Below are 26,197 nucleotides of genomic sequence, written 5' to 3' on the forward strand. Positions count from 1 at the left end.
GCCTTGCCCCTCATGACAGGCTGAGCAAGGACGCTGGCCAGGGGAAGTGAGCGTCTTGCTCCACTTCCTCTGGCCAGCGTCATGTGGGCCCCGGTTAATGAGCCCCAGCCTGTACCTCGTGACCCATTCATCGAGTGCCGAGAGATAACTGATCTGCCGTTCGATAGGACGGCAGGCGGAAGTCGCATAGCTTTCCGGCGGAGATTGCCTGTATGACACAACCTGCTTCTCGCCCGCCGGCCACGGTCAAGCCGCCATTCTGGCGTGACCCGGCCAAGCGGGCACTGATCTTCCAGCTATTGATGCTGGCAGGCGTGTTCGGTGTGTTGGCGATCATCGTCAGCAATACCCTGACCAACCTCGAAAGCCGTGGCATCACCACCGGCTTTGCCTTTCTGGACAACACCGCAGGCTTTGGCATCCTGCAGAGCCTGATCGACTATTCCGAGCAATCCACCTATGGCGATACCTTCATCGTCGGCCTGCTCAATACCTTGTTGATATCCGCGCTGGGTGTCATCGCCGCGACCGTGATCGGCTTCGTCATGGGGGTCGCGCGTCTGTCCCCCAACTGGCTGATCTCGCGGCTGGCGGCGGTCTATATCGAAGTCTTCCGCAACATCCCGTTGCTGCTGCAGATCTTCTTCTGGTATTTCGCCGTCCTGAGAACCCTGCCAAGTCCGCGTGGCTCGCTGTCGCTGGGCGAGGCGTTCTTCCTCAACGTGCGCGGCCTGTTCGTGCCGGCCCCCATCACCTCCAGCGGTTTCTCGGTGGTGATTGCGGTGTTCGTGCTGGCCGTCGTCGCCAGCGGCATCTTCAGCTACTGGAACCGCCAGCGTCAGGCCCGTACCGGTCAGCGCCTGCCGGCGGGCTGGATCTCGCTCGGCCTGATCATCGTGGCGCCGCTGCTGGCCTACTTCGCGATGGGCATGCCGCTGAGCTGGGAGCTGCCGGAACTCAAGGGCTTCAACTTCCGTGGCGGCATCACGGTCGTCCCCGAGTTCCTCGCCCTGTGGGTCGCGCTGTCGGTCTATACCGCAGCCTTCATCGCCGAGATCGTGCGTTCCGGCATCGAAGCGGTACCGCACGGCCAGACCGAAGCGTCACGGGCGCTGTCGCTGTCCGGTGGCATGACACTGCGTCTGGTGGTGGTGCCGCAGGCGCTGCGCGTCATCATCCCGCCGCTGACCAGCCAGTATCTGAACCTGATCAAGAACTCGTCGCTGGCCACGGCCATCGGCTATCCCGATCTGGTCTCGGTCTTCGCGGGTACCACGCTCAACCAGACCGGTCAGGCCATCGAGGTGATCGCCATGACGATGCTGGTCTATCTGACCATCAGTCTGCTGGTCTCCATGTTCATGAACTGGTTCAACGCCCGCATGGCGTTGGTCGAGCGCTGAGGGTCTGCCCATGTCGATTGAAAAGACCCTGTCACGGGTCACCGAGAAGATGATCGATTCCCGTCCGGCGCCGAGCGACAGCATCGGCGCGGTGGCCTGGTTGCGCAGCAACCTGTTCGCCGGACCGATCAATACGTTGTTCACGCTGTTCGCGCTGTATCTGGTCTATCTGCTGGTGGTGCCCAGCCTGCAGTGGGCGCTGATCGATGCCAGCTGGAGCGGCACCTCACGAGAGGACTGCACGGGGGAGGGCGCCTGCTGGGTCTTCATCAGTGCGCGTCTCGATCAGTTCATCTACGGCTTCTACCCGAGTGAGGAAACCTGGCGGGTCGATATCGTCTTCGCCGTCTTTGCGGCCCTGATCGCCTGGCTGGCGATTCCGAAGCTGCCGGCCAAGGGCTGGGTCGCCATCGTCAGCCTGGCGGTGTTCCCCTTCATTGCCTACTTCCTGCTGCATGGCGGCAGCTTCGGCCTCGAGATCGTCGGTACCCACGAGTGGGGCGGCCTGATGCTGACACTGGTGCTGGCGGTGGTGGGTATCGTGGCGGCGCTGCCGCTGGGGATCCTGCTGGCGCTGGGGCGTCGCTCCGAGATGCCGATCGTGAAGAGCATCTGTGTGGTGTTCATCGAGTTCTGGCGCGGTGTGCCGCTCATCACGGTGCTGTTCATGGCCTCGGTGATGCTGCCGCTGTTCGTGCCCGGTGAGGTCAATCTCGACAAGCTGGTGCGCGCGCTGATCGGCATCACCCTGTTCCAGAGTGCCTACATGGCGGAAGTGGTGCGTGGTGGCCTGCAGGCGATCCCCAAGGGACAGACCGAGGCCGGCATGGCGCTGGGGCTGGGCTACTGGCGCAACATGGGGCTGATCGTGCTGCCCCAGGCGCTCAAGCTGATGATTCCCGGCATCGTGAATACCTTCATTGCCCTGTTCAAGGACACCTCGCTGGTACTGATCATCGGGCTCTTCGATCTGCTCGCCATCGTGCAGGCCGGTCTCGCCGACCCCAAATGGCTGGGCTACTCCATCGAGGGCTACGCCTTCGTGGCGCTGGTCTTCTGGGTCTTCTGCTTCAGCATGTCGCGCTACAGCCAGTATCTCGAGCGCCTGCTGCATACCGGTCACAAGAAGCGCTGATCACGGCGCCAAGGAATCTTCATCATGACAACGACAACATCCGCCTCGCAGGGCAACACCGGCGCCGATGAGCGCCCGATGATCGAGCTCAAGGGCCTCAACAAGTGGTACGGCGACTTCCACGTGCTGCGTGACATCAACCTGAGCGTGCGCAAGGGCGAACGTATCGTCATCTGTGGCCCTTCGGGGTCCGGCAAGTCGACGATGATCCGCTGCATCAATCATCTCGAGGAGCATCAGGAAGGCGATATCGTGGTCAACGGCATGCCGCTGACCCAGGACATCAAGCAGATCGAGGCGATCCGTCGCAACGTCGGCATGGTGTTCCAGCACTTCAATCTGTTCCCGCATCTGACGGTGCTCGAGAACTGCTGTCTGGCGCCGATCTGGGTGCAGAAGCGGCCGCGCCGCGAGGCGGAAGCCGAAGCCATGAAGTACCTGGAGCGCGTGCGCATCGCCGATCAGGCCCACAAGTTCCCCGGTCAGCTGTCCGGCGGCCAGCAGCAGCGTGTCGCGATCGCGCGCTCGCTGTGTCTGAGCCCGGAAGTGATGCTGTTCGATGAGCCGACCTCGGCGCTGGACCCGGAGATGATCAAGGAAGTGCTGGATGTCATGGTCGAACTGGCCAATGAAGGCATGACCATGCTGTGCGTGACCCACGAGATGGGCTTCGCCAAGACCGTCGCCGACCGCGTCATCTTCATGGATCAGGGCCAGATCATCGAAGAGAACGCGCCGGAGCCGTTCTTCAACAATCCGCAGTCCGAGCGGACCCAGCTGTTCCTCAGCCAGATTCTGGGGCATTGAGGCCACGGCCTGAACGGATGCTGTAAGCCGTAAACAGAAAACGCCCCGCGTGATATCCATCACGCGCGGCGTTTTCGTGTGTGAGTCGCAAGGCCAGTCGGTGGGCGCTTACTATCATCTCACGCCTCTGGATAAAGAGGCTCGTTTAGAGGCTGGGCTCGGTGCGGCGTACTTCGCTGCTGTTGGTGTCTGGCAGCTCTTCATCGCTGCCCAGGCTTGGCTCCTGCGGCTTGGCCGCGGCCTTGGGCGATGCAGCGGCAGGTGTATCGGCAGATGTCGCCGTCGCCGCTGTGGCAGCGGGCGCTTCTTCGCCTTCGCGCGGCCAGGTGACGCTGCGCGGCTTGCCGACCCAGCTGTCGTCATTGTCGTGCACCGCAGGGCGGCGCGAGATGGAGCGCGTCACCAGCGCCGCGGCATCCAGGGTGTGATTGGCCCCGCGAATGCTCAGCAGGTGATGCGGCGCCATCAGCAACTCGAACAGCAGGCGCGTCATCACGAAGGCCAGCAGGAAACCGCCGACACCCTGCGCCAGTACCGGCCACTGCGCGACCAGCGAGTTGTCAGGCCCGATGGGCGTCAAGTGCTGCAGCGTCCAGTCGCTGGCAGCCGCCAGCAATCCCAGCTGCAGCATCAGGTGAGCGGTGACCAGCACGCGCCGGGGCAGCGGGCGGCGCATCAGGAGCAGATTGCGCATCGAAACTTCTCCGAGAAAAGACCACAGGATGAGGGGAGCGGTGGCAGACGGGCAGGCGGCACCCCGCGTTGGGCGGATGTTAGCACGCACTTCGCCATCGACGTCATGTCCGGGAGTCGCGACGCCAGTGTCGGTTCCGGCGACGATGGAGGAGCGTTGCATGTGGCTGGCGGGGTAAAGGAAAGGCCGGGCATGCCGATACAGAGGGCGGCACGTACCGATGATGACGCCGGTACACCGCATGCCTGCATGCCTTGCCACCGAGGGGCAGACCGACGCGCTCTGCGCTGGCGCCCCCGGCCCCCTTCCCGATGGATTTGAACCAAGGAGTGGCGATGTTTGCCTCGTTACGTGCGCGCATCACGTTAGCCTGTGTGGCGATAGTGCTGGTGGCGCTGGTGGTCGTCAGCAGCCTGAATGCCTGGACCACGTTCCGCAATACGCATGCCGATGAGAGCGACTACCAGCAACAGTTGCTGAGATCGAACGCCGCCCAGTTGAGCCAGTGGTTCAGCGTGCATATCAATGCGGTGAGCGGCATCGCGGCCAGTAGCCTCGAGAACTTCCCCGATGCCGCCTTGACCCAGGCGATGCAGCAGGGCGACTTCAGCAAGACCTATGTCGGCTTCCCGGATGGTCGCTTCCGTTACTTCGATGGGCGCCCGGGGCGGGCAGGTTATGACCCGCGCCAACGTGGCTGGTATCAGGCGGCGGTGGCGACCGGCAAGCCCGTCATCACGGCGCCCTATGTCGGTGCCACCAGTGGCGAACTGGAAATCAGCGTGGCGGCGCCGGTCTATCGCGGCTCACGGCTGGTCGCCGTGGTCAGTGGTGATCTGCCGCTGGCGTTCATCACCCGCACGGTCGCCGAACTCTCGCCGACGCCCAACAGCTTCGCCTTCCTGATCGACGATACCGGCACGCTGATCGCCCACCCGGATGATGCCCTGGTGCTCAAGCCGATGAGTGCACTCGCATCGGCCCTGACGCCCGAGACCCTGGCCAGCAGCAATCGCCTGGTGGCCGCGGGCCAGTCGGCACTGGAGGTCGATATCCAGCAGCGTGATTACCGCATGTTCAGTGCCGAGCTGGATTCGGCAGGGCTGGGAGATACCGGCTGGCGTCTGGCGCTGGCCCTGGATGTGGCCGATTCAGATGCACCGCTTTATGCCCAGCTGTGGACCACGCTGGCCATGACGCTGCTGGTATTGCTGGGGGCGGCCGCCGTGATGTCGTGGATCGCCAGCCGCAGTCTGCGCGGCCTGGCGCTGGTACGTGATGCGCTGGTGGATATCGCTGCAGGCGAGGGCGATCTCACGCGGCGCATTCAGGTCAGCGGGCGTGATGAAGTCGCCGAGATCGGCAATGCCTTCAATCGCTTCGTCTCGACCCTCAATGGCGTGCTCAGCGAGATTCGTCTCGCCAGCGGTGCGGTGCAGACCGCCGCCGCCGAGATCAGCCAGGGCAGCCAGGACCTGTCGTCACGTACCGAGCAGGCGGCGGCCAATCTGCAGGAAACCTCGGCCTCGATGGAGCAGATTTCCGGCACCGTCGCCCAGTCTGCGGACTCCGCACATGAAGCTGACGGGCTGGCCAAGTCGGCCAGTGAGGTCGCGCGTCGCGGCGGCGAGGTGATCGGAGAGGTCGTCACCACCATGCAGGGCATCGATGACGACTCGCGCAAGATCACCGAGATCGTCAGTGTCATGGACTCCATCGCCTTCCAGACCAACCTGCTGGCATTGAATGCCTCCGTCGAGGCGGCACGCGCCGGCGAGCAGGGACGTGGCTTCGCGGTGGTGGCCGGTGAGGTACGTACCCTCGCCCAGCGCTCTTCCGAGGCCTCGCGGGAAATCGCCACGCTGATCAGCTCCGCCAACGAGCGCACGCGCAATGGTGCCGAACAGGTCAGGGTGGCCGGCAGCACCATGAACGAGATCGTCGCCAGCGTCATGCGTGTCAGTGAGGTGATCGGCGAGATCAGCCATGCCACCCAGGAGCAGAATCACGGTGTCGGACAGGTCTCCAGCGCCGTGGCCGAGCTGGACCAGGTGACACAGCAGAATGCGGCGCTGGTGGAGGAATCCGCCGCGGCAGCGGATGCGCTCTCCGAGCAGTCGGCGCGTCTGGCCGAGATGGTGGGCCGCTTCCGTCTGGATGGCCCTGCACAGCCGCCCGCAATGGCGCCGCGCAGCGCAGGCACCCTGTCCGCACAGGGCTCCAATCCCCGCGCTGCCAGACCCGTCGCATCGGAGGAGCTGGATTGGCAAGCCTGGTAAGGCCGTCAGCACGCGGGCCTGTCAGTCGCGAGTGACAGGCATCAGACGCCAGGGCCGCCCTTCGGGGCGGCCCTGGCGTTTTTGGTTATCCGCTTGCCTGTCGACCTTCAGGCGTCGGGCTGGCGGGGTGGTGTACGGGAAATGAGCGGCAAGGGTTGAATGTGCGCAAGGGTGCCAGCATGTAGTCAATTGAAAGCGAAGCGATGATCGTCATTCTTCATCAACGACGCCTCACGAGAGACAGGGAGTGTGTAAATGGTTACTTACATCGTTGCTGCCGACGCCGCACGTGCACGTATCTTTGCCCGTGCCGCTGGCAAGGTCACCGAAGTGGAAAGCCTCGTACATCCTGAAAGCCGCCAGCATACCGGTGACCTGAGAACCGGTGGCAAGGGTGAATCCAGCGGCGGGCACGGCAGCCTGCATCAGACTGGCGATGATGGCGCGACCTCTGACAAGCATCAGGACTTCTTCGCCAAGGAAGTCGCGCAATACCTCAAGCAGACGGCCAATGACGGCAAGTTCGATCAGCTGATCATCGCCGCCGCTCCCAAGTTCCTGGGGGCGCTGCGCGACAAGCTCGACAAGCCGGTTGCCAAGCTGGTGACGGAAACCGTCGACAAGGACCTCTCCCACGAGAGCGCTGATGAGATCAAGGCGCGTTTCACCGGCCTGACTCACTGATCACACCCCCCGTCATGCAGAGACCAGGACGCCGCCAGCGGAAACGCTGGCGGCGTCTGTGTGTGAGCAGTCACTATTGTTGTGAGCCTCATGACGTGAGGTGGTAGTGTCAGCAGGCTCGGTTGCAGAAGGCCGAGCGTGTGCGAATCACGGCACCTGCGGCAGGATGATCTCGTCACTGCGTGAGGCGCTGCCGCTCAGGTTGCGGCAACCGGCGACGAATTCTCGCATCGCCTGGGTGATGAAGCGGTCACGATGGTGGACGAAGCGATAGGCGCGCGTCAGCTCCAGCCATGGAGTGGGCAGCTCGACGAGGCTGCCGCGCCGAAAGGCATCTCTCAGCGCGAGGCGCGAGATGCAGCCGATGCCGAGCCCCGCTTCCACGGCGCGCTTGATGGCTTCGGTATGTTCCAGCTCCAGCATGATGTCGAGGCGCTGGGAAACGCTGGTCGAAGGCCCGTCCAGATGTGGGCGCAATGCCTGCTCGAAGGTGCCGCGTGTGCCGGAGCCACGCTCGCGCATGATCCAGCGTGCCGCCAGCAGGCGCTCAAGCGTGACCTCGCCCTGTGCCAGCGGGTGTGACGGCGCACAGAAGATGCTCAGCCGATCACTGACCCAGTGGGTCGCCTCCAGCAGCGGATGCTCCACCTCGCCTTCCACCAGCCCGATGTCCAGTTCGAAGTGCACCAGCTTGTCGATCAGCTGATGGGTGTTGTGCACGTGCAGCTCGACGCGGCTGGCGGGGTGATGGTGCAGAAAGTCACCGATGATCTGTGGCGCCAGATAGTTGCCGATGGTCAGCGTCGCGCCGATCTCCAGCGAGCCGGTGGCGTCCTGCTGACCGAGCAGCTGCTCCAGCTCCTCGGCCTGGTCCAGCAGCGCGATCGCCTTGGGCAGCAGCTCACGCCCCAGACCATTGAGTCGCAGGCGCTTGCCATGGCGATCGAACAGGCGGCAATCGAACTGACGCTCCAGCTCGGCCAGTGCCGTGCTGGCCGCTGATTGCGACATGGCCAGACTGTCGGCGGCCAGCGAGACATTGTCATGCCGCGCGACCGCCACGAAGACGGCCAGCTGGCGAAGGCTGTAGCGCATTCGACCTCCCGGGGCATGCAGTGAAGGGGCAGAGATGAGGAGGCGAAAGTGAACGCAACGCAGGATTCGCCGTCAGAGCGGGCGAATCCTGCACGATCAAGGTTGAAATGCGATTCATTCGCAACCAATATTGGTAAACTAGATAACCTATATCCAGATAAACCATTTAACGCATAACCCTGCAGTGACTACAATCGCTGCATAGTTCATTGGGTCATAAGCTGTTATTTGTTTATGCCAATAAAGAATATCGAATTCGAGGGGCCACGCCCCGGGAGGCCATCAGGTGAGCAGTCTGACCACAACCGAAGTCATCGACGTCCATCACTGGAACGATTCGCTGTTCAGCTTCCGCACTCAGCGTGAAGACAGCCTGCGCTTCAAGAACGGCCAGTTCGTGATGATCGGCCTGGAAGTCGAAGGCAAGCCGCTGATGCGCGCCTACTCGATCGCCAGCCCGAACTACGAGGAGCACCTCGAGTTCTTCTCCATCAAGGTGCAGGACGGCCCGCTGACCTCACGCCTGCAGCACCTGCAGCCGGGCGATCAGATCATGGTCTCTCGCAAGCCGACAGGCACGCTGGTACTGGACGACCTGCTGCCGGGCGAGAACCTTTACCTGTTCTCCACCGGCACCGGTCTGGCGCCGTTCCTGAGCGTCATCCAGGACCCGGAAACCTATGAGCGCTATGACAAGATCATCCTGATGCACGGCGTGCGCCATGTCTCCGAGCTGGCCTATGCCGACATGATCGCGGAAGAGCTGCCCAAGCACGAGTATCTGGGCGAAGAGATCGCCGAGAAGCTGATCTACTACCCGACCGTGACGCGCGAGGAGTTCCGCAACCAGGGCCGCATCACGGATCTGGTCGAGAACGGCAAGCTGTTCGAGGACATCGGCCTGCCGCCGCTGGACCCGAAGCGTGACCGCGCCATGATCTGCGGCAGCCCGGCGATGCTCGACGACATCAGCGCCATGCTGGATGCGCGCGGCTTCGCCATCTCGCCGAAGATGGGCGTGCCGGGTGACTACGTGATCGAGCGTGCCTTCGTCGAGAAGTGATCCGTGCGCATCACGCATGAGCGACAAGTGCTGAAACGAAAAAACCGCAGGCCGATGGCCTGCGGTTTTTTGTGTGCTCATGTCACCCGTCGGGGCAGCACGTCAGTGCCAGGGGCTTGCGCCAGAGGCTCAGACGGCGTCCTTGCCGGTCTCGCCGGTACGGATGCGAATGACCTGCTCCAGCGGCGAGACGAAGATCTTGCCGTCGCCGATCTTGCCGGTGTTGGCGACATTGGTGATCGCCTCGATCACGGAATCGATCATGGCGTCATCCACCGCGACTTCCAGCTTCACCTTGGGAAGGAAGTCGACCACGTACTCGGCACCCCGATACAGCTCGGTGTGGCCCTTCTGGCGGCCGAATCCCTTGACCTCGGTCACGGTGATACCCTGCACGCCAATCTCCGACAGGGATTCGCGCACGTCGTCGAGCTTGAATGGCTTGATGATGGCAGTGACCAGTTTCATCGTGTCTCTCCTTGGGTGATGGTGCGGGTAACGAGGCCTGCTCGTCACGCCGGTCTCTGACTCAAGCATACACCGCTTATCCAGTCAGGAAAAAAGACTCCCGCCAGGTGGCGGGAGTCTTGATGCTGCAGGTGCTGTCGCGTCCAGGCTTACTTGCGGCTGGAGGTGAATTCCGGATAGGCCTCCATACCACATTCGGCCAGATCCACACCTTCGTACTCTTCTTCCTCGCTGACGCGAATCCCCATGATGGCCTTGATGATCAGCCACACCACGAAGCTTGCGATGAACACCCAGGCGAAGATGGAGGCGGCGCCCAGCAGCTGTGCGGAGAAGGTGGCATCGTCATTGGTCAGCGGCACGGCCAGCAGACCCCAGAGACCGACCACACCGTGCACGGAGATGGCGCCGACCGGATCATCGATCTTCAGCTTGTCGAGACCGACGATGGAGAACACGACCAGCAGACCGCCGACGGCGCCGATCAGGGTGGCAGCACCGACGCTCGGTGCCAGCGGACCCGCAGTGATGGCGACCAGGCCAGCTAGCGCGCCGTTGAGGGCCATGGTCAGGTCAGCCTTGCGGAACCACAGACGGGCGAGGATCAGCGCGGCGATGACACCACCACAGGCAGCGGCATTGGTGTTGACGAAGACCTGAGCGACCGCGTTGGCCTCATCGATGTTGGACAGCACCAGCTCGGAGCCGCCGTTGAAGCCCAACCATCCCAGCCACAGGATGAAGGTACCCAGCGTGGCCAGCGGCAGGTTGGCGCCCGGGATGGCATTGATCTCACCATTCTTGCCGTACTTGCCCTTGCGAGCGCCCAGCAGCAGCACGCCTGCCAGTGCGGCGGAAGCGCCGGCCATGTGCACGATGCCGGAACCGGCGAAGTCGCTGAAGCCCGCTGCGCTCAGGAAGCCGCCACCCCAGGTCCAGTAACCCTGCACCGGATAGATGACGCCGGTCATGACCACGGCGAAGGCCAGGAAGGCCCACAGTTTCATGCGCTCGGCGACCGCACCGGAGACGATGGACATGGCGGTAGCCACGAACACCACCTGGAAGAAGAAGTCGGAACGTGCGCTGTAGTAGATGTCGCCACCGGAAGCGAGCGCTTCCTCAGCGGTATTCTCGGCACCGATCAGGAAGCCCAGGCTCGGCAGGAAGCCGCCTTCGGCGCTCGAGTACATGATGTGGTAACCGACGACCATGTACATGGTGCAGGCGATGGCGAACAGCGCCACGTTCTTGGTCAGGATCTCGGTGGTGTTCTTGGCGCGGACCAGACCGGCCTCGAGCATGGCAAAGCCGGCTGCCATCCATAGCACCAGGGCGCCACAGACCAGGAAGTAGAAGGTATCAAGTGCGTACTTGACCTCGATGATCTCGTTCATGCGGGGTTCTCCTTGTTATTGTGCGCGGGGCTCAGACAGCGTCGGCGCCGCGTTCACCGGTGCGGATACGGATGACATCGTCCAGCGGAGTGACGAACAGCTTGCCGTCGCCGATCTTGCCGCTGTTGGCCGCCTGGGTGATGGCGTCCAGTACCGATTCCACACTGTTGTCATCGACAGCCACTTCAATCTTGACCTTGGGAAGGAAGTCGACGACGTACTCGGCACCGCGATACAGCTCGGTATGCCCCTTCTGACGTCCGAAGCCCTTCACTTCGGTGACGGTAATCCCCTGCACGCCGTTGTCGGCCAGTGCTTCTCGCACGTCGTCCAACTTGAAGGGTTTGATGATGGCGGTGATCAGTTTCATGTGCTGCCCCCGTTCGCTACCGGAATGATCATTCTTGTTAAGCATGGCCAGTCAGATGAGCTGGCGGCCTGTTCCTGACAAGTGCATCGCACGAGATGTGCCATGCGGCTGAAAATCCTTGTAACTCATCTGGTTATCGCAGGATGACTGACAGTCTTTCGGCCTATGCAAAGATGGCTGAATCCGAAGGTCACCTGGCATGCACCGTAATGGTGCTGTTTCTGCGCCTTTGGGTGTGGGGGCAAGTGCTAATGTGGTGCAGGTGTGTGCCTGCCGATGAGGATTGTCTGGTGCAGGACGATGCGGGGCATGCACCCGACTCGAGGGTTGCGTATCCTTGCAGCAGGACACGACGGCCCCATGTACAGGGGTGTCATCATTTTCTGACCGGCAGTCCGCACGACGCGGCCGCCGGCCCGCAACGGCTGAGGTGCAGCATGTTCAAGAATGACGTCATCGGGCGTATGGCCCAGCAGATCGGTGAGCGCCTGCAGGATGCCTCGCATGGCCCGGAAGAGCTGCAGAAGTCCGTGCAAGGGGTGATGCGCGGTGCCTTCGACCGCATGGAACTGGTCTCGCGTGAAGACTTCGACATCATGATGGATGTGCTGACGCGTACGCGCAGCCGCGTCGAGTCGCTGGAAAAGCAGGTCATCGCCCTCGAGGCACTGCTGGAGAAGCAGGGGCTGGTGGCGGGCAATGCACCGGCTGCCGAGCCCGCCACGCCAGTGGATGACGAGGGGGAAGCCGCGGTAGCGAAGCGTGAAGCCGCCAGTCACGCCGCGGAAATCGAGCGCCAGCGCGACGCCTGATCCCCTCAGGTGACGGCTGAACCAAAACCGCCACGCCCTTTCGGGGCGTGGCGGTTTTTTGCGTCATGGGCGCCGCTGATTCTCAGGGGCGGCCTCAGGCAGTCTGGGGGCGAGTGCCCAGCATCCAGCGCACCAGACCTACCACTGAGGCGATGATCCAGAAGATCTCGATCACGAAGCTGGCGAGGTTGAAATTGATGCACAGGCTGATCAACAGCAGGATCGCCCCGCTCAGATTCATCAGGTTGTAGGTCAGGCTGCGGGCATCGAGTCTGCCTATCTGCAGCAGGAAGAAGGCGCCGACGACCAGAGTGGTGCCCAGCATGCCGATCACATCCGCCAGGGATGCTAGCGGGGCAAGCATGTCTTGCATGGGTAGTGCTCCTGAAACAAGCCGAAGTCGTCCTGAATGGCTGGCCCTTTCCGTGGGTTGGACGATTCTCTGCCGCGCAGCGGCGGCGTTCCGTGAGACAGCTTGGCGGTCATCCCGGCAAGGCCGGGACAACCGATCAAATATACAGCAGTCCCCGTCTGGCGGCACTCTTGTGGCTCTCTCGAGGGCGCTATCGCCCCTGTATGAGCACTTTCTTGGTGCAGGCAGGTATCGAGTCGGCCTCACACCATGGCCATGTGGCGACTAGTGGCGCTGAAATGCGCCAAAACAGGCGCTTTTGCGTGGAAAGTGCTGCCAAAACCGCTACTTTTAATTCGCCGCGAGCGTTTGTCGGCAATGCTGGCGAGCGACCCGCATCATCAGCACCCGGGCGCGTCGCGGTGGGTGAAGCTGAATGGCAGCCGCGATTGCAGCCGCAGTCGCAGTCGCAGATGCAGGGCACCAGACGCTCTCAATCACCAGACAGCAATAAGCCGTCACCCAGCGCCAGGCCCTCAGGCGCCAACCCCCGGCATCAACGACCCGATGCTCGTGCAAAGTCCTCGAACGCAGCGCATGCACCTTCTCTGACTCCTCTCTGCCAGGCGCCTCATGAGCTCCTCTGGCTCAATCTGATCTCTGACATGGCTTTCATCACTCGACTGAGTCGATCGTCCAAGCACCCTGCCTGCAGTTATTGAGTTTAATTTCTGTTGGTTGGTGCCTGTGAGTTGAGATCGGGCTGTGGGCGTCCTGGTCCGACGTTGGCTCGCTTGATCGTCGATGGTATCAGTGCCTTGAATGATGAAGTTTTGAGCGCTCAAAAAATGTCCACACGCAATGATTATGTAATCTTATCCACAGTCTGTCTGTTTGTTACGTATCCAGTAATTACGTGAGCCTGAGGCGTAAAGAAATTTACGTTATAGGCGCGAGAATCGTCACCTGAACACGTATTTCCAGGCGGCGCATGGCAGTGTCGTGGGGGTATGCGAAGCCTTGCGGCAATTGTCGAGCGCCCGAGCGTTGAGGCGCTCGCCTTCTGGGGAGTATGAGGTTTGCCATGCTGGGACGGTTGGCAGCGGTGTGTGCCTTCGCGCTCATGGCAGGCCAGTGCCTGCTCCGATTGCGCCGTGCAACTGAGAGGCGGCATTACGCAGGGAAGGCTCATGTCATTGGCAATGTTGCGCACGCGCGCGTCACTTGGTCTCGAGGCACCGGAAGTTCAGGTCGAGGTACACCTTTCCAACGGCTTGCCGGGGCTGTCCATCGTCGGCTTGCCGGAAGCGGCGGTGAAGGAGAGTCGCGAGCGGGTGCGCAGTGCGCTGCTCAATGCCGGCTTCGAGTTTCCGGCGCGCCGTATCACCCTCAATCTGGCGCCAGCGGATCTCCCCAAGGAAGGTGGGCGCTTCGATCTGCCCATTGCGCTGGGGATTCTGGTCGCCTCCGGGCAGATACCGGAAGAGGCTGTGGCAGCGATGGAGTGCCTCGGCGAGCTGGCGCTGGATGGCAGCATCCGCGCCGTGACCGGCGTGCTGCCAGCCGCGCTCTGCTGTCGCAAGGCGGGGCGGGCGCTGGTGGTGCCGCGCGGCAATGCCGACGAGGCGGCGCTCGCCGAGGAGTTGGAAGTACTGGCGGTGGGTCATCTACTGGAGCTGGTGGCTCACCTGCTGGGGCGCGAGCGCCTCACGCCACATGTGTGTTCGATCATTCCTCAGGCGCGCCTGCCGGAGCCCGACCTGAGCGAGGTGCGTGGCCAGCATCAGGCACGCAGGGCATTGGAGATCGCCGCGGCCGGCGGCCACAACCTGCTGTTCGCTGGTCCGCCGGGCACCGGCAAGACGATGCTGGCCAGTCGCCTGTCCGGCATCTTGCCGCCACTGGGCGAAGGTGAGGCGCTGGAAGTCGCGGCGGTGCGCTCGGTATGTGGTCTGCCGATCATGGAGCGCTGGGGTCAGCGGCCTTTTCGTGCCCCGCACCACACGGCCAGTGGGGTCGCGTTGGTGGGCGGTGGCTCCAAGCCGCGCCCGGGCGAGGTGTCGCTGGCGCATCATGGCGTGCTGTTTCTGGATGAGCTGGCGGAGTTCGACCGTGGCGTGCTGGAAGTGATGCGCGAGCCGCTGGAGAGTGGCCGTATCCTGATCTCGCGCGCCAGCCATCAACGCCGTTTCCCGGCGCGCTTCCAGTTGGTCGCGGCGATGAACCCCTGCCCCTGCGGCTACCTCGGCGACAGCCGCCGCAATTGCAGCTGCACCCCAGCGCAGATCCAGCGCTATCAGGCGCGTCTGTCCGGCCCGTTGCTGGACCGCATCGACCTGCAGGTCGAGGTGCCGGGCCTGCCCGCCGAGGAGCTGACATCCGCCACCCCCGGCGAGGCCTCGGCCGGCGTGCGCGAACGAGTGCTGGCCGCTCGCGCGCGTCAATTGGCACGCGGCGGCCTGAATGCTCATCTGGATACCCACGCGCTGGAAGCCGCCTGTCAGCTGGAAGACGGCGAGCGCCAGTGGCTGGCCGGTGTGCTGTCACGCCTCAATCTCTCGGCGCGCGCCTATCACCGGGTGCTGCGGGTCGCGCTGACACTCAGTGATCTGATCGACCAGGACGGTGTGCAGCGGCCGCAGCTGATGGAGGCCATCGGCTATCGCCAGCTGGACCGCATGATGGGCAGGGACCCGGCTCGCCCGGGGGCAGGCGCCCAGCAGCGCAGCGCCTGATGTCGGCGGGTCAGGATGTCAGCCCTGTTCGGGCTCAGTAGGAGGGGCTGTTCGCGCCGGGAATACCTGCACGAATCAGGCGTGAGAAGTCGCCGTCCGGGTGATCGTCGGCGGCGATGGCGGCGGGATTGATCAGGCTGTTGGCCTTGAGTTCCGCGAAGGGCGCAGCGTCACTCAGGGCGTCCTGGTCCGCGACATATTCCGGCAGATAACCGGAGAGCAGCAGACGGTAGTCCAGCGGCAGGCCGTCGGTCAGGCGCGTCATCATCGCGTAGACGAGGGTGGTGCAGTTGCTGGTGGCGGTGTTGTAGAAGCGTGGCTGAGTGCGCAATGTCTCGGCTTCGTCGACGTAGGCTAGCAACAGCTCGCGGATCATCTCGCGCGGCATCTGCACCCGATAGAGGTGTACCTGCTCGCCGCGCATGTTGCTGCGCACGCGGATGATGTCGCGTTCGTCGGCGGCGATCACCGCCAGTTCGTACTGCTTGAACATGCCGCCGAGGGTCGAGAACTGCTCGGTGCGCTCCTTGCGGATCTCTACCGAGAAGGCCAGATAGCTGCCATCGGCAAAGCCGAAGCTGACCAGTGTGTGGGCGATCTGCGGCCCCATCCAGTGACTGGTCAGCAGGTCCACCGAGGTCAGCTCCTCCAGCGGATAGTCGCGGCTTTCCCAGCGCGGCGTGTAATCCTCGGCGCTGTGCCACACGAAGTTGCGTACCTGCTCGAGATGCAGCACTTCACCCTGCGTGGCAGCCTCGGCCCTGGCGCTTGCCGGCGATGCCTCGTCCCGTGCTGGCGTGACCACCTGCCCCTCGACCAGATGCGCCACCTCCGGTGCCCAGTCGCGGTCGGCCTGTGGCGTGATGCTGGCCCACCAGGCAAGGCTTGCGACCAGCAGCATCAGGTAGCTGCCCATCAGCCGCCAGCGAATCGCGCTGGCCTGCGGCCACCACAGGGCAATCACGCACACGAGCCCCAGCACCGCTGCGAGAGCAGCCACGGTGGTGCGCAGCCCTTCCGGCCCCGGCAGGCGGAACCACAGTGCGGGCACCAGCCAGAGGCTCGCGCCCACCACGGCGAGGCTGCTCAAGGCGCGAGCCGCGAGACTGACCAGCGTCATCGCGAGGCCCTCACGATAAATCGTTCATGAACGGCGCTCTTCGGCGATAGCCTGCTCGAGACGCGCCAGACGGCCCGGCACCAGACTGTCCTCGAGTGTCGAGATGCGCAGGATATGGCCAAGCGAAGGATGCGGAGAGCGAGTGATCAGCACGCCTTGAGCCATCAATTGCTGCTGCACCTGCGCTGCCAGTTCGGCGCTCTTGAGGCGCACGCAGAGGAAGTTGGTCGCGCTGGGCAGCACTTCCGCGCCCAGCGAGCGCAGATGCTCGGCAAGTCGATCGCGACAGTCAATCACGCCGGCGACATGCGCTGCCGCCTCTTCAGGGTGCGCCAGCAGCAACTCACCTGCCGCCATTGCCGGGGCGCTGACCGCGAAGTGAATCCGCACCTTGGTCAGCATGGCGACATCGTCAGGCTCGGCGATCATGAAGCCGAGACGCAGGCCCGCCAGCCCATAGGCCTTGGAGAAGGTACGCAGGCGGAAGGTGCGTGCCATCGGCGCATGGTCGGCGTGGGCGGCGTCCGGGCGGAAGTCGTGATAGGCCTCGTCCAGCAGCAGGCTGCAGTTCTCCGGCAGGGCGTCGCGCAAGGCGCGCACATCGGCGTCAGAATGCAGGTGGCCGCTGGGGTTATCGGGGTTGGCGAGATAGACGACGCGGGCCTCATGCTGCCTTGCCGCGGCGAGCAGCGCCGCGAGGTCCGGTGCCAGTCGCGACGATGAGGCGTCATCGGCCGTGGCGAAGCTCTCGCTGTAGGGCACCTCGATGACCTCGGCACCCAGCCCGCGGGCGAAGTACGCCAGGGTCGGATAGGTGCCGGCGCTGGTGATCACGCGCTCGCCCGTACAGACGGTGGCGCGCATCACCAGTGCCAGCAGGCTGTCGGCACCGGCGTCGACCAGCAGGTTCTCGTAGGCGACTCCCAGGCGCTCAGCCAGTTGCTGGCGCAGTTGCCAGGCATCGGCGTCGGCATAGCTGCGGCTCAGGTCGGCCAGGGCAGTGCCCAGCGTGCCGCCCAGCGTGTGGTGCGGCATGTCGAGCCCTTCGTTGGAGCCATACTGATATGGCAGCGCGTGTCCCAGTCTGCGTTCCAGCGCCTTGATGCCGGGGAACGGGTTATGCGGCCCATCCTGATAGAGGTGGGCAAGAAAGCGACGGGGACTGGCGGTGGTCATGTTGGCTCCGGAAAAGCAGAAAACGGTAAAGGGTGTATCAGAGGTGGCGGGGACCTCGGCGCAGCTGGGCGCAAGACTTAGAGCTCAAGACTCGGAGCTCAGGGCGCGGGGTGATTGCGCGCCAGCGACTCGAGGGCCGCCTGGTCGAAGGCGCCGCTCAGGGTGAAGGTGCGCGTCTCATTGCGCTCGGCACTGGCGCTGCGGACCAGTGTCAGCTGCAGCTGATACGGCTGCAGCGTGCGGTCTGACAGGGTCAGTGCGGCGCCGCTGGCCTCGAGAGTGGTCTCGAGACGCCACTGACGGCTATCGACGGCGGGGCGGTCAGTGCTCCAGTTGAGCACCTGAGGCCCGTTCTTGAGCGCCAGCAGTGCGCGGGTCAGCGCCTCGTTCAGCGCCCCCGGGTTGGCCTGCAGCGTGGTATCCACCTCGGGCGGCGCGAGCAGCAATACCTGTTGTTCGAGCGGGGGTGTCCAGGGCTGCTCGGCGATCAGGCGCGCCGCGCTCTGGCCGAGACCATAGATGGGGTCGCGTTCGGCACGCGGCACCTGGTCCAGGCTCATGCAGCCCGCCAGCGTGGAGAGTAGCAGGGTCGCGGCCAGCATGCGCAGGCGATGCATGGCCATCATGCCGTGCGCCCCTGCTGCGGCAGGTCTGACGGGCGCTGCGACAGGGCATCGAGGAAGGCGTCCAGCTCGGCAAACAGCTCCTTGCGAATCGGCTCGGCTTCATTGACCAGATGGTGCTGGGCCTCGGGGTGGCGATAGATGCGCGCATTGGGGAACTTGCTGGCCAGTACGCCGAGATTCCACTGCCAATCGACGGTGGTGTCCTGCTCGCCCTGCAGGATCAGGGTCGGCAGTGAGCAGGGGGGCAGGGCGCGCAGACGGGGAATCCACTCCCGCATCGCCGTCACCCACTTCACCGCGAGGCGATCGGCCTGCAGCGGATCATTGGTGCTGAGGAACTCGTAGAAGGCCACATCATTGGTATTCGCGCGGTACTTGCGCGGAATGGAATCGATGAAGGGGCGCGCCATGCTGTGCAGCCAGCGTGACTGCGACCAGCCCCACGGCCGTACCAGCGGTGCGAGCAGGGCGATTCCCTGCCAGCGCGATTCATCGCCGCGCATCAGGGCGTCGGTGGCCAGCACCGAGCCGCCGGTGCTCTGGCCGATGCCGAACCACGGGTGCGGCGCCAGGCTGTGGTCTTCCAGGTAATCCTGGAAGGCCTGCAGGCAGCCGACATAGTCGCCGAAGTCATCGATGGAGGCGGGCTCGCCGGATGACAGGCCATGCCCCGGCAGGTCCCACAAGGCGACCTGCCAGCCGTTGCGCAGCAGATGCGCCAGCAGATGGCGATAGAGGGCGAGGTGGTCGAAGTAGCCGTGGACCACGAAGACGGTGCCGCGCGGCTTGCGCGGTGTCCACAGCTGGGCCCACAGGCGAAAGCCCCCGGCCTCCAGGTGGCCGGCATGCACGGCGATGTCCTCGCTGCGCAGCGCATCGAGACCATAATGGCCCAGGTAACGCTCCAGTGGACTGGACGTCTGGCCCGGCAGCATGTCAGGCAGGCGGATAAAGGGGCCGTGGTCGAGCAGTTCACTGAAATCGGGCATGGTCATCTCCATAATGCTGCCATGCTAGCGGCTGGCGCGGCTGCGAGCTACACAAAGAACAGTGTTTCTTCACTGTTTTCCCCGCCTGTCGCCGAGCAACAACAGCGACGCGGAATCAACGCTGGGCGGGTAATCGGGCTCCATGAGCTTGTTCATTGGTCATAGCAGTCCTTTCGCCGGCCTCGCCATCGGGTATGGTGATGGGATTCGTCCCCGCCCGGCAGGTGACAGCGTCTTCCTGCTCGGCGTCTCGATGGCTCACGCTTGTCGGGCGGCCGCGCGTCAGCAGTCGCGTCAAACGCCGCGCCAGTGAGTGCCGTCTGGCGAAAATCCTTTTGAACACCACTGCTTGCAGTGTTGTCAGCCGTTGAGGGTTTCCAGCGATTCGTTTTCAGGGAGAGCAAACGCATGACCGACCGTATTCAACTTCAGCGCCTGGCCATCGACGCCAGCCTGCACCGCTTCATCGAGCAGGAAGCGCTGCCGGGCACAGGGATCGCGCCGGAGACCTTCTGGGCGGGTGTCGATTCACTGCTGCACGAGCTGGCACCGCGCAACCGCGAACTGCTGGCGACCCGCGAGCAGCTGCAGAGCGAGATCGATGCCTGGCACCGCGAGCATCCGGGCAAGGTAGACCTCGAGGCCTACAAGGCGTTTCTGCACAGGATCGGCTATCTGCTGCCGGAGCCGAACACGGTCGAAGCCAGCACCGCCTTCGTGGATAGCGAGATCTGCCAGCAGGCCGGCCCGCAGCTAGTGGTGCCGGTGATGAATGCCCGCTACTCCCTGAATGCCGCCAATGCGCGCTGGGGCTCCCTCTATGATGCGCTCTACGGCACCGACGCGATCAGCGAGGAAGATGGCGCCGAGCGTGGCAAGGACTACAACCCGGCGCGCGGCGCCAAGGTCGTCGCCTATGCGCGCCAGGTGCTGGATACCATCGCGCCGCTGGCCGGCGGCAGTCACCACGACAGCGAAGGCTATACGATTCGTGATGGTCATCTGCTGGTGCGTGCCGGAGGACGTGACCTCAGCCTCAAGTCGCCGGAACGCTTCCTCGGTTATCGCGGCGATGAAAGCGCGCCGAGCGCGATCATCTTCGCCCACAACGGCCTGCACGCCGAGCTTGTGATCGATGCCGAGCACCCCATCGGCAAGACCGATCCCGCCAATGTCAGTGACCTGATCATGGAGGCCGCGCTTTCCACCATCATGGACTGCGAGGACTCGGTAGCCGCCGTCGATGCCGAAGACAAGGTGACGGTTTATCGCAACTGGCTGGGCCTGATGAAGGGCGATCTGACCGAGACGCTGGAGAAGAATGGCCGCAGCATGACGCGCAAGCTGAATGCGGACCGCGAATACACCGGCGCCGATGGCACCACGCGTGTGCTGCATGGTCGCTCGCTGATGCTGATTCGCAACGTCGGTCATCTGATGACCAACCCGGCCATCCTGCTCGAGGACGGCAGCGAAGCGCCGGAAGGCATCATGGATGCCATCTTCACCAGCCTGATCGCGCTGCACGACCTCAAGGGCGACAAGCAGGACCGCGGCGGCATCTGCAACTCGCGCACCGGCTCCGTCTACATCGTCAAGCCCAAGATGCATGGCCCCGAGGAAGTCGCCTTCGCCGATGAGCTGTTCGCGCGGGTCGAGCAGCTGCTGGGGCTGCCGGACTCCACGCTCAAGATGGGCATCATGGATGAGGAGCGCCGCACCACCGTCAACCTCAAGGCCTGCATCGCGGCCGCCAGTTCCCGCGTGGCCTTCATCAACACCGGCTTCCTGGACCGCACCGGTGACGAGATGCACACCTCGATGGAAGCCGGCCCGATGCTGCGCAAGGGCGACATGAAGGGCGCCGCCTGGATTCAGGCCTACGAGAAATGGAACGTGGATGTCGGCCTGGAATGTGGCCTGCGCGGTCGCGCCCAGATCGGCAAGGGCATGTGGGCCATGCCCGACCTGATGGCCGCGATGCTCGAGCAGAAGATCGGCCACCCGCGCGCCGGTGCCAACACCGCCTGGGTGCCGTCACCGACCGCCGCCGTGCTGCACGCGCTGCACTATCATCAGGTCTCGGTGAAGGACGTGCAGCATGATCTGCTCAGCCGTCCGCGTGCCAGCCTCGATGACCTGCTGACCATCCCGCTGGAGCTCGATCCCCAGTGGAGCGCCGAGGAGATCCAGGCCGAGCTGGACAACAATGCCCAGGGGATCCTCGGTTATGTGGTGCGCTGGATCGATCACGGCACCGGCTGCTCCAAGGTGCCGGACATCCACGATGTCGGCCTGATGGAAGACCGCGCCACGCTGCGTATCTCCAGCCAGCACATCGCCAACTGGCTGCATCACGGCATCGTCGACACTGCCCAGGTGCAGGACACGCTGGAGCGCATGGCCGGCGTGGTGGACCGCCAGAATGCCGCGGACCCCAGCTATCAGGCGATGACGGATGACCTCGAGGGCTCCATCGCCTTCCAGGCCGCCTGCGAGCTGGTCTTCCAGGGGCGTGTGCAGCCGAGCGGCTACACCGAGCCGGTCCTGCATCGCCGTCGTCTCGAGAAAAAGCAGCAGGCGCGCTGATCGCAGGGCGGCTGACGACAGGAAACAGTGAACACGACAACGGCGACCCTGGGTCGCCGTTGTCGTCTGTCGCCGAGCAGGAATTGCCCGGCCACTATTTTGCCAGGCGCATGTTTCCCGAGACCGCATTTGCCGCTAGCCTTGCCCCAGAAACCGCGTAACCGCGCGATCGGACCCAGTGTGTCGAGGAGAATGTCATGCCCGTGATGAGCGCCGCCGCCATCGAGGATTTCCTCGATGAAGTCTTCCCCCAGCGTCTGGGGACCATCGAGGCCGTCGGCGATCGCTGGGCGACCATGGGGCTGGCCATCGAGGACGAGCATCTGCGTCCCGGCAGCTGTGTGTCCGGGCCGACGATGATGGCGCTGGCGGATGTGTGCCTGTATGTCGCGATTCTCGGCGAGATCGGCCCGGAGCCGATGGCCGTCACCAGTGACCTCAGCATCCACTTCCTGCGTCGCGCGCGCGGCGACCGCGATCTGATGGCCACCGCGCGTATCCGCAAGCTGGGTCGGCGGCTGGCCGTCGGCGAGATCGAGCTTTTCAGCCACGGTGACACCGACCCGGTCGCCATCGTGACCGCGACCTATACCTTGCCGGACAGCGATGACTGACCCCGAGGCGGTCGTGGGCAACGCCTTGGGCCAGTCCGCTACAGCTTGTTGATGTCCTTCTCTTCGCTGCCGCGCTGACGCCAGCCGGTGACGGCCAGGCTCAGCCAGCCGGCGATCAGCAGCAGGCCGCCGATGGGTGTGATGATGCCCAGCTGGGTACGCGCCGTGGTCGCCAGCGCATACAGCGACCCCGAGAACATCAGGATGCCGGCGGCCCACAGACCCAGCGTCAGCATCTGGCCGCGCAGCGGCTGCACCGAGCGCCAGGCGAGTACCCCGACCGCCGCCAGCACGTGCCACATCTGATAGCGGACGCCGGTCTCGAACACGCGCAGCATGTCCGCGCTCAGGGTGCCGCGCAGACCATGACTGGCGAAGGCTCCCAGCGCGACGGTGGACATGCCGGCCAGTCCCATGGCCAGCCACCAGTGGCGGGAGTGGGAGTCGTTGTGACGCATAGACAATAATTCCTTGAGGGCAGGTGGCGCGGCACGATGTGCCTACGCCTGTCCACGTAAAGCCGCTACAATAGCGGCCTCTTTTCGCGGGAGGACAGCATGCAGATACAGCTCAACGGTGAAGACCACGTGGTGACGGACGCCACGACGATTGCCGCTCTGGTCGAGAGTCTCGGTCTCCAGGGCCGCCGACTGGCAGTGGAACGCAATGAAGACATCGTGCCACGTAGCGCGCACGCCGACACCCGTCTGCATGCCGGTGACCGCATCGAGATCGTCCATGCCATCGGTGGTGGCTGATCCGTCCTGTTTCCAGGATTGACACTTTTCACTACTCGCTCGCGCTCAGCGCGTTCACGTCCAGCTCGATGAGGTCATCATGACAGACAGTTCTGCCCCGACATTGAACAACCCCGTCACCCAGGTCGCCGGCGACAGCCCGTTGATCGTCGCCGGTCGCGAGTTCTCCTCGCGCCTGCTGGTCGGTACCGGCAAGTACAAGGACATGGACGAGACACGCTCCGCCATCGAGACGTCCGGCGCGGAAGTGGTCACCTTTGCGGTCCGCCGTACCAACCTGGGCCAGAACGCTGACGAGCCGAACCTGCTCGACGTGCTGTCACCGGATCGCTATACCTTCCTGCCCAACACCGCCGGCTGCTACAACGCGCGTGACGCGGTGCGTACCTGCAAGCTGGCCCGTGAACTGCTGGATGGCCACAACCTGGTCAAGCTGGAAGTGCTGGGCGATCAGGACACGCTGTATCCCAATATCGTCGAGACGCTCAAGGCCGCTGAAGAGCTGGTCGCCGATGGCTTCGATGTGATGGTGTATACCTCCGACGACCCCATCGTCGCGCGCCAGCTCGAGGAAATCGGCTGCTGCGCCATCATGCCGCTGGGCTCGCTGATCGGCTCCGGCCTCGGCATTCTCAACCCGCACACCCTATCGCTGATCATCGAGCGCGCCAATGTGCCGGTGCTGGTCGATGCGGGTCTGGGTACGGCGTCAGAAGCCGCCTTCGCCATGGAGCTGGGCTGTGATGGCGTGCTGATGAACAGCGCCATCGCCCACGCGCGCCAGCCGCTGTTGATGGCAGATGCCATGCGTCAGGCCGTGATTTCCGGCCGTGGTGCCTTCCTGGCCGGCCGCATGCCGACTCGCCTGACGGCACGTGCTTCCTCACCGGGCGCTGGCCTGATCACCGGCTGAGCCCTGAAACATTCGAATCCGATGCTCGCGCATCGTTCATGCAAAGACCAAGACGACCCCATGACTGACGAGACTTCCAAGCCGCAGGACGACACGTCCACTTCTGCTCCCGCTGACGATGCGCAGCAAGAAAGTGTGCAGAACGAGAGCGCGCAGCCCGAGAGCGTGCAGACCGAAAGCGCGCCAGCGACCCCTTCCGTTGCCGATGAAGCCGTCGCCCGCAAGCGTGGCATCAAGAGCTACGTGATTCGTGGTGGCCGCATGACCCAGGCCCAGACCCGTGGGCTCGAAGAGGTCTTCCCGCGCCTTGGCCTGCGTCACGAGCAGGGCGAGCTGGATCTCGAGGCGCTGTTCGGGCGTCGGGCACCGCTGGTGATCGAAGTCGGCTTCGGCATGGGCAAGTCACTGTGTGAACAGGCACAGGCCAACCCGGATACCGACTTCATCGGCATCGAAGTGCACGCGCCGGGCGTCGGCAAGCTGCTGGATGATGTCGACAAGCTGGGCCTGACCAACCTGCGTGTCTATCGTCACGACGCGCTGGAAGTGCTGGCGGATTGCGTGCCGGCCGGTTGTGCCGACACCTTCCAGCTGTTCTTCCCGGATCCGTGGCCGAAGAAGAAGCACCACAAGCGTCGTATCGTTCAGCCGGCCTTCGTCGAGCTGGTGCGTCGTGTGCTCAAGCCGGGCGGCCACTTCCACATGGCGACCGACTGGGCTAACTACGCCGAAGCGATGGCGGAAGAGATGGCCGAAGCACCGGGCTTTGCCAACACCGCTCCGGCGGAAACCGCACCCTACGTGCCGCGTCCGGACTTCCGTCCGCTGACCAAGTTCGAACAGCGCGGCGAGCGTCTCGGCCACGGCGTGTGGGACCTGATCTTCGTCAAGCAGGACTGATCAGCGCCTCGTGCGCAGTGGCGGCGTCTTCATGACGCTGTATCGCGGCCGCCTTCGGGTGGCCGCTTGCGTGTGAGGCCCATTGCCATGGCGCGGTTCTGCGTGCCAAGGCCATTTGCCTGCGTGGCGGTCTGTGCCGCTTGCCGTGTTTGCTGTCCCTTTCTTTCCTCGTCCCGAGAGTTGCTGACCATGACGACGCTTACCGCCGATTCGGCTGATCGCCCGACCATGACCCCGCTGACGGCCCTGACCTGTCCGCTGGATGCCCAGCCGCTGGTACGTGACAGCCAGAGCTGGTGCTGTGCCGACGGGCATCGCTTCGATATCGCACGCCAGGGGCATGTCAATCTGCTGCCGGTGCAGCGCAAGCGCAGCCTGGACCCCGGCGACAGCAAGGCGATGGTCAGTGCCCGCCAGCGTCTGTTCGCGTTGGGCGGCTATCAGCCTCTTGCATCAGCCTTGGCCAGTCGTGTGCTGGCATTGGCAGCGGCCCAGTCGACTCAGGCGCCGCTGGCCGTGCTGGATGCCGGCTGCGGCGAAGGCTTCTATCTGCGTCAGCTGGCGTGCGCTGCCGGTGAGCAGAATCTCTCGCTGACGGCGGCGGGGCTGGATATCTCCAAGCACGCGGTGCTGGCCGCGGCGAAGCAGTCACGTGATGCCGCCTGGCTGGTGGGCACCAACGCCGCCCTGCCGCTGGAAGATGCATGCGTGGATGTCGTCATCTGCGCCTTCGGCTTCCCTGTCTGGCAGGAATTCGCGCGTGTCCTCAAGCCCGGTGGCTACGTCGTGTTACTGGAAGCGGGGGCCGAGCATCTGCTGGCGTTGCGCAAGATTCTCTACCGCGAGCTGAAGCCCGCGCGTGGTGAGGCCGGACTGAGCGCTGCCGAGTCCGCTGGCTTCGCCATCAGTGGCGAGGTCGAGCATCTGCATGCGGGGCTGTCATTGACCAGCAATGAGCAGATTCGGGACCTGCTGACCATGACGCCGCATCTGTATCGCGCCGAGCGTGATGGCCTGGCGCGTGCGGAAGCCATGACGGCGTTGGAGGTCGAATTGCATGCGGAGCTGAGGGTGTTCTCGCTCGAGGATGCACAAGATAAAGCTTAAATAGAAATTCTTCGCATTTGCCTTGCAAAAGCAAATGAGAATGATTATCTTGTTTGTGCGGTGTCCGGGCAGACATCGCAGGGCGCAAGCCCAGCCGTAGCGGCGGAGTCA

Annotated in this window: 25 protein-coding genes; 14 read left to right on the top strand and 11 right to left on the bottom strand. The window is 64.0% G+C overall.

Features of this window, described 5'->3' with window-relative positions; all coding sequences use genetic code 11:
• Nucleotides 1-212 precede the first annotated feature (212 nt).
• The 3 genes from U0O11_RS00290 to U0O11_RS00300 all read left to right on the top strand — a co-directional run bounded on the left by U0O11_RS00290 (nt 213) and on the right by U0O11_RS00300 (nt 3,345).
• A complete protein-coding gene (locus tag U0O11_RS00290; protein ID WP_043331589.1) occupies nt 213-1,403 on the top strand; it encodes an amino acid ABC transporter permease in 1,191 nt (396 codons plus the stop codon).
• A 10-nt stretch (nt 1,404-1,413) separates the two neighbouring features.
• Entirely contained in the window at nt 1,414-2,538 is a 1,125-nt protein-coding gene (locus tag U0O11_RS00295) for an amino acid ABC transporter permease (protein ID WP_043331588.1), read from the top strand.
• Nucleotides 2,539-2,616: 78 nt separating this feature from the next.
• On the top strand, nt 2,617-3,345 hold the full coding sequence (locus U0O11_RS00300; RefSeq protein ID WP_043331784.1) for an amino acid ABC transporter ATP-binding protein: 729 nt from the start codon (nt 2,617-2,619) through the stop codon (nt 3,343-3,345).
• 145 nt (nt 3,346-3,490) lie between these two features.
• On the opposite strand, the gene U0O11_RS00305 is transcribed toward U0O11_RS00300, so the two are convergent.
• Nucleotides 3,491-4,039: a hypothetical protein gene (locus tag U0O11_RS00305; RefSeq protein ID WP_284893029.1), complete on the bottom strand. Its 549-nt coding sequence runs from the start codon at nt 4,037-4,039 to the stop codon at nt 3,491-3,493.
• Nucleotides 4,040-4,374: 335 nt separating this feature from the next.
• Between U0O11_RS00305 and U0O11_RS00310 the strand changes: the two genes are divergently transcribed.
• Both U0O11_RS00310 and U0O11_RS00315 read left to right on the top strand, forming a co-directional pair.
• Nucleotides 4,375-6,318 carry a methyl-accepting chemotaxis protein gene (locus U0O11_RS00310; protein WP_284893031.1) on the top strand — a complete coding sequence of 648 codons (1,944 nt, stop codon included), beginning with the start codon at nt 4,375-4,377 and terminating at the stop codon, nt 6,316-6,318.
• 255 nt (nt 6,319-6,573) lie between these two features.
• Nucleotides 6,574-7,002: a host attachment protein gene (locus U0O11_RS00315; protein ID WP_043331587.1), complete on the top strand. Its 429-nt coding sequence runs from the start codon at nt 6,574-6,576 to the stop codon at nt 7,000-7,002.
• A gap of 147 nt (nt 7,003-7,149) precedes the next feature.
• Here U0O11_RS00315 and U0O11_RS00320 read toward each other — a convergent pair whose 3' ends face one another.
• A complete protein-coding gene (locus U0O11_RS00320) occupies nt 7,150-8,097 on the bottom strand; it encodes a LysR family transcriptional regulator (RefSeq protein WP_107335730.1) in 948 nt (315 codons plus the stop codon).
• Nucleotides 8,098-8,383: 286 nt separating this feature from the next.
• Between U0O11_RS00320 and U0O11_RS00325 the strand changes: the two genes are divergently transcribed.
• Nucleotides 8,384-9,160 carry a ferredoxin--NADP reductase gene (locus U0O11_RS00325; RefSeq protein WP_043331585.1) on the top strand — a complete coding sequence of 259 codons (777 nt, stop codon included), beginning with the start codon at nt 8,384-8,386 and terminating at the stop codon, nt 9,158-9,160.
• Nucleotides 9,161-9,289: 129 nt separating this feature from the next.
• On the opposite strand, the gene glnK is transcribed toward U0O11_RS00325, so the two are convergent.
• The 3 genes from glnK to U0O11_RS00340 all read right to left on the bottom strand — a co-directional run bounded on the left by glnK (nt 9,290) and on the right by U0O11_RS00340 (nt 11,395).
• Nucleotides 9,290-9,628, bottom strand: a complete 339-nt coding sequence (gene glnK / locus U0O11_RS00330) for a P-II family nitrogen regulator (RefSeq protein WP_024951507.1) — start codon at nt 9,626-9,628, stop codon at nt 9,290-9,292.
• Nucleotides 9,629-9,777: 149 nt separating this feature from the next.
• Complete coding sequence (locus U0O11_RS00335) at nt 9,778-11,025, bottom strand: ammonium transporter (RefSeq protein WP_043331583.1); 1,248 nt, start codon at nt 11,023-11,025, stop codon at nt 9,778-9,780.
• A 31-nt stretch (nt 11,026-11,056) separates the two neighbouring features.
• A complete protein-coding gene (locus tag U0O11_RS00340; RefSeq protein ID WP_324691021.1) occupies nt 11,057-11,395 on the bottom strand; it encodes a P-II family nitrogen regulator in 339 nt (112 codons plus the stop codon).
• 437 nt (nt 11,396-11,832) lie between these two features.
• Between U0O11_RS00340 and U0O11_RS00345 the strand changes: the two genes are divergently transcribed.
• Nucleotides 11,833-12,207 (top strand): accessory factor UbiK family protein, encoded by a 375-nt coding sequence (locus U0O11_RS00345; RefSeq protein WP_192839057.1) that lies wholly within the window; start codon nt 11,833-11,835, stop codon nt 12,205-12,207.
• 94 nt (nt 12,208-12,301) lie between these two features.
• Here U0O11_RS00345 and U0O11_RS00350 read toward each other — a convergent pair whose 3' ends face one another.
• Complete coding sequence (locus tag U0O11_RS00350; protein ID WP_043331581.1) at nt 12,302-12,580, bottom strand: CBU_0592 family membrane protein; 279 nt, start codon at nt 12,578-12,580, stop codon at nt 12,302-12,304.
• A gap of 1,169 nt (nt 12,581-13,749) precedes the next feature.
• Here U0O11_RS00350 and U0O11_RS00355 point away from each other — a divergent pair.
• A complete protein-coding gene (locus U0O11_RS00355) occupies nt 13,750-15,294 on the top strand; it encodes a YifB family Mg chelatase-like AAA ATPase (protein ID WP_324691024.1) in 1,545 nt (514 codons plus the stop codon).
• A 34-nt stretch (nt 15,295-15,328) separates the two neighbouring features.
• On the opposite strand, the gene U0O11_RS00360 is transcribed toward U0O11_RS00355, so the two are convergent.
• From U0O11_RS00360 to U0O11_RS00375, 4 genes are all read right to left on the bottom strand, one after another.
• Nucleotides 15,329-16,414, bottom strand: coding sequence for an Lnb N-terminal periplasmic domain-containing protein (locus tag U0O11_RS00360; RefSeq protein ID WP_324691026.1), 1,086 nt, complete (start codon nt 16,412-16,414; stop codon nt 15,329-15,331).
• Nucleotides 16,415-16,438: 24 nt separating this feature from the next.
• Nucleotides 16,439-17,590, bottom strand: coding sequence for a pyridoxal phosphate-dependent aminotransferase (locus U0O11_RS00365; protein WP_324691028.1), 1,152 nt, complete (start codon nt 17,588-17,590; stop codon nt 16,439-16,441).
• A 98-nt stretch (nt 17,591-17,688) separates the two neighbouring features.
• Nucleotides 17,689-18,216 carry a hypothetical protein gene (locus U0O11_RS00370; protein WP_324691030.1) on the bottom strand — a complete coding sequence of 176 codons (528 nt, stop codon included), beginning with the start codon at nt 18,214-18,216 and terminating at the stop codon, nt 17,689-17,691.
• Entirely contained in the window at nt 18,213-19,205 is a 993-nt protein-coding gene (locus U0O11_RS00375; protein WP_043336976.1) for an alpha/beta hydrolase, read from the bottom strand. The genes U0O11_RS00370 and U0O11_RS00375 overlap by 4 nt, the downstream gene beginning before the upstream one ends.
• A 408-nt stretch (nt 19,206-19,613) precedes the next feature.
• Here U0O11_RS00375 and U0O11_RS00380 point away from each other — a divergent pair, with 408 nt between their 5' ends.
• Nucleotides 19,614-21,794, top strand: a complete 2,181-nt coding sequence (locus U0O11_RS00380) for a malate synthase G (protein WP_324691032.1) — start codon at nt 19,614-19,616, stop codon at nt 21,792-21,794.
• A gap of 197 nt (nt 21,795-21,991) precedes the next feature.
• Nucleotides 21,992-22,408, top strand: coding sequence for a PaaI family thioesterase (locus tag U0O11_RS00385; RefSeq protein WP_043336979.1), 417 nt, complete (start codon nt 21,992-21,994; stop codon nt 22,406-22,408).
• A 38-nt stretch (nt 22,409-22,446) separates the two neighbouring features.
• Here the strand turns inward: U0O11_RS00385 and U0O11_RS00390 are convergent, their stop codons facing one another.
• Nucleotides 22,447-22,866: a DUF423 domain-containing protein gene (locus tag U0O11_RS00390; protein WP_043336980.1), complete on the bottom strand. Its 420-nt coding sequence runs from the start codon at nt 22,864-22,866 to the stop codon at nt 22,447-22,449.
• Between the two features lie 99 nt (nt 22,867-22,965).
• Here U0O11_RS00390 and thiS point away from each other — a divergent pair, with 99 nt between their 5' ends.
• From thiS to U0O11_RS00410, 4 genes are all read left to right on the top strand, one after another.
• On the top strand, nt 22,966-23,166 hold the full coding sequence (gene thiS / locus U0O11_RS00395; RefSeq protein ID WP_324691035.1) for a sulfur carrier protein ThiS: 201 nt from the start codon (nt 22,966-22,968) through the stop codon (nt 23,164-23,166).
• 79 nt (nt 23,167-23,245) lie between these two features.
• Nucleotides 23,246-24,079, top strand: a complete 834-nt coding sequence (locus tag U0O11_RS00400) for a thiazole synthase (protein ID WP_052384900.1) — start codon at nt 23,246-23,248, stop codon at nt 24,077-24,079.
• Between the two features lie 60 nt (nt 24,080-24,139).
• Complete coding sequence (gene trmB / locus U0O11_RS00405) at nt 24,140-24,979, top strand: tRNA (guanosine(46)-N7)-methyltransferase TrmB (protein WP_082388702.1); 840 nt, start codon at nt 24,140-24,142, stop codon at nt 24,977-24,979.
• A gap of 189 nt (nt 24,980-25,168) precedes the next feature.
• A complete protein-coding gene (locus U0O11_RS00410; protein ID WP_324691038.1) occupies nt 25,169-26,086 on the top strand; it encodes a putative RNA methyltransferase in 918 nt (305 codons plus the stop codon).
• Nucleotides 26,087-26,197 lie beyond the last annotated feature (111 nt).

Source organism: Cobetia sp. D5 (assembly GCF_035666195.1).
Classification (GTDB): Bacteria; Pseudomonadota; Gammaproteobacteria; order Pseudomonadales; family Halomonadaceae; genus Cobetia; species Cobetia amphilecti.

Excerpts from the sequence above, each read along its gene's own strand:
- U0O11_RS00290 (WP_043331589.1), top strand. The coding sequence starts at position 213 with ATGACACAACCTGCTTCTCGCCCGCCGGCCACGGTCAAGCCGCCATTC.
- U0O11_RS00295 (WP_043331588.1), top strand. The coding sequence starts at position 1,414 with ATGTCGATTGAAAAGACCCTGTCACGGGTCACCGAGAAGATGATCGAT.
- U0O11_RS00300 (WP_043331784.1), top strand. The coding sequence starts at position 2,617 with ATGATCGAGCTCAAGGGCCTCAACAAGTGGTACGGCGACTTCCACGTG.
- U0O11_RS00305 (WP_284893029.1), bottom strand. The coding sequence starts at position 4,039 with ATGCGCAATCTGCTCCTGATGCGCCGCCCGCTGCCCCGGCGCGTGCTG.
- U0O11_RS00310 (WP_284893031.1), top strand. The coding sequence starts at position 4,375 with ATGTTTGCCTCGTTACGTGCGCGCATCACGTTAGCCTGTGTGGCGATA.
- U0O11_RS00315 (WP_043331587.1), top strand. The coding sequence starts at position 6,574 with ATGGTTACTTACATCGTTGCTGCCGACGCCGCACGTGCACGTATCTTT.
- U0O11_RS00320 (WP_107335730.1), bottom strand. The coding sequence starts at position 8,097 with ATGCGCTACAGCCTTCGCCAGCTGGCCGTCTTCGTGGCGGTCGCGCGG.
- glnK (WP_024951507.1), bottom strand. The coding sequence starts at position 9,628 with ATGAAACTGGTCACTGCCATCATCAAGCCATTCAAGCTCGACGACGTG.
- U0O11_RS00335 (WP_043331583.1), bottom strand. The coding sequence starts at position 11,025 with ATGAACGAGATCATCGAGGTCAAGTACGCACTTGATACCTTCTACTTC.
- U0O11_RS00340 (WP_324691021.1), bottom strand. The coding sequence starts at position 11,395 with ATGAAACTGATCACCGCCATCATCAAACCCTTCAAGTTGGACGACGTG.
- U0O11_RS00345 (WP_192839057.1), top strand. The coding sequence starts at position 11,833 with ATGTTCAAGAATGACGTCATCGGGCGTATGGCCCAGCAGATCGGTGAG.
- U0O11_RS00350 (WP_043331581.1), bottom strand. The coding sequence starts at position 12,580 with ATGCAAGACATGCTTGCCCCGCTAGCATCCCTGGCGGATGTGATCGGC.
- U0O11_RS00355 (WP_324691024.1), top strand. The coding sequence starts at position 13,750 with ATGTCATTGGCAATGTTGCGCACGCGCGCGTCACTTGGTCTCGAGGCA.
- U0O11_RS00360 (WP_324691026.1), bottom strand. The coding sequence starts at position 16,414 with ATGACGCTGGTCAGTCTCGCGGCTCGCGCCTTGAGCAGCCTCGCCGTG.
- U0O11_RS00365 (WP_324691028.1), bottom strand. The coding sequence starts at position 17,590 with ATGACCACCGCCAGTCCCCGTCGCTTTCTTGCCCACCTCTATCAGGAT.
- U0O11_RS00370 (WP_324691030.1), bottom strand. The coding sequence starts at position 18,216 with ATGATGGCCATGCATCGCCTGCGCATGCTGGCCGCGACCCTGCTACTC.
- U0O11_RS00375 (WP_043336976.1), bottom strand. The coding sequence starts at position 19,205 with ATGCCCGATTTCAGTGAACTGCTCGACCACGGCCCCTTTATCCGCCTG.
- U0O11_RS00380 (WP_324691032.1), top strand. The coding sequence starts at position 19,614 with ATGACCGACCGTATTCAACTTCAGCGCCTGGCCATCGACGCCAGCCTG.
- U0O11_RS00385 (WP_043336979.1), top strand. The coding sequence starts at position 21,992 with ATGCCCGTGATGAGCGCCGCCGCCATCGAGGATTTCCTCGATGAAGTC.
- U0O11_RS00390 (WP_043336980.1), bottom strand. The coding sequence starts at position 22,866 with ATGCGTCACAACGACTCCCACTCCCGCCACTGGTGGCTGGCCATGGGA.
- thiS (WP_324691035.1), top strand. The coding sequence starts at position 22,966 with ATGCAGATACAGCTCAACGGTGAAGACCACGTGGTGACGGACGCCACG.
- U0O11_RS00400 (WP_052384900.1), top strand. The coding sequence starts at position 23,246 with ATGACAGACAGTTCTGCCCCGACATTGAACAACCCCGTCACCCAGGTC.
- trmB (WP_082388702.1), top strand. The coding sequence starts at position 24,140 with ATGACTGACGAGACTTCCAAGCCGCAGGACGACACGTCCACTTCTGCT.
- U0O11_RS00410 (WP_324691038.1), top strand. The coding sequence starts at position 25,169 with ATGACGACGCTTACCGCCGATTCGGCTGATCGCCCGACCATGACCCCG.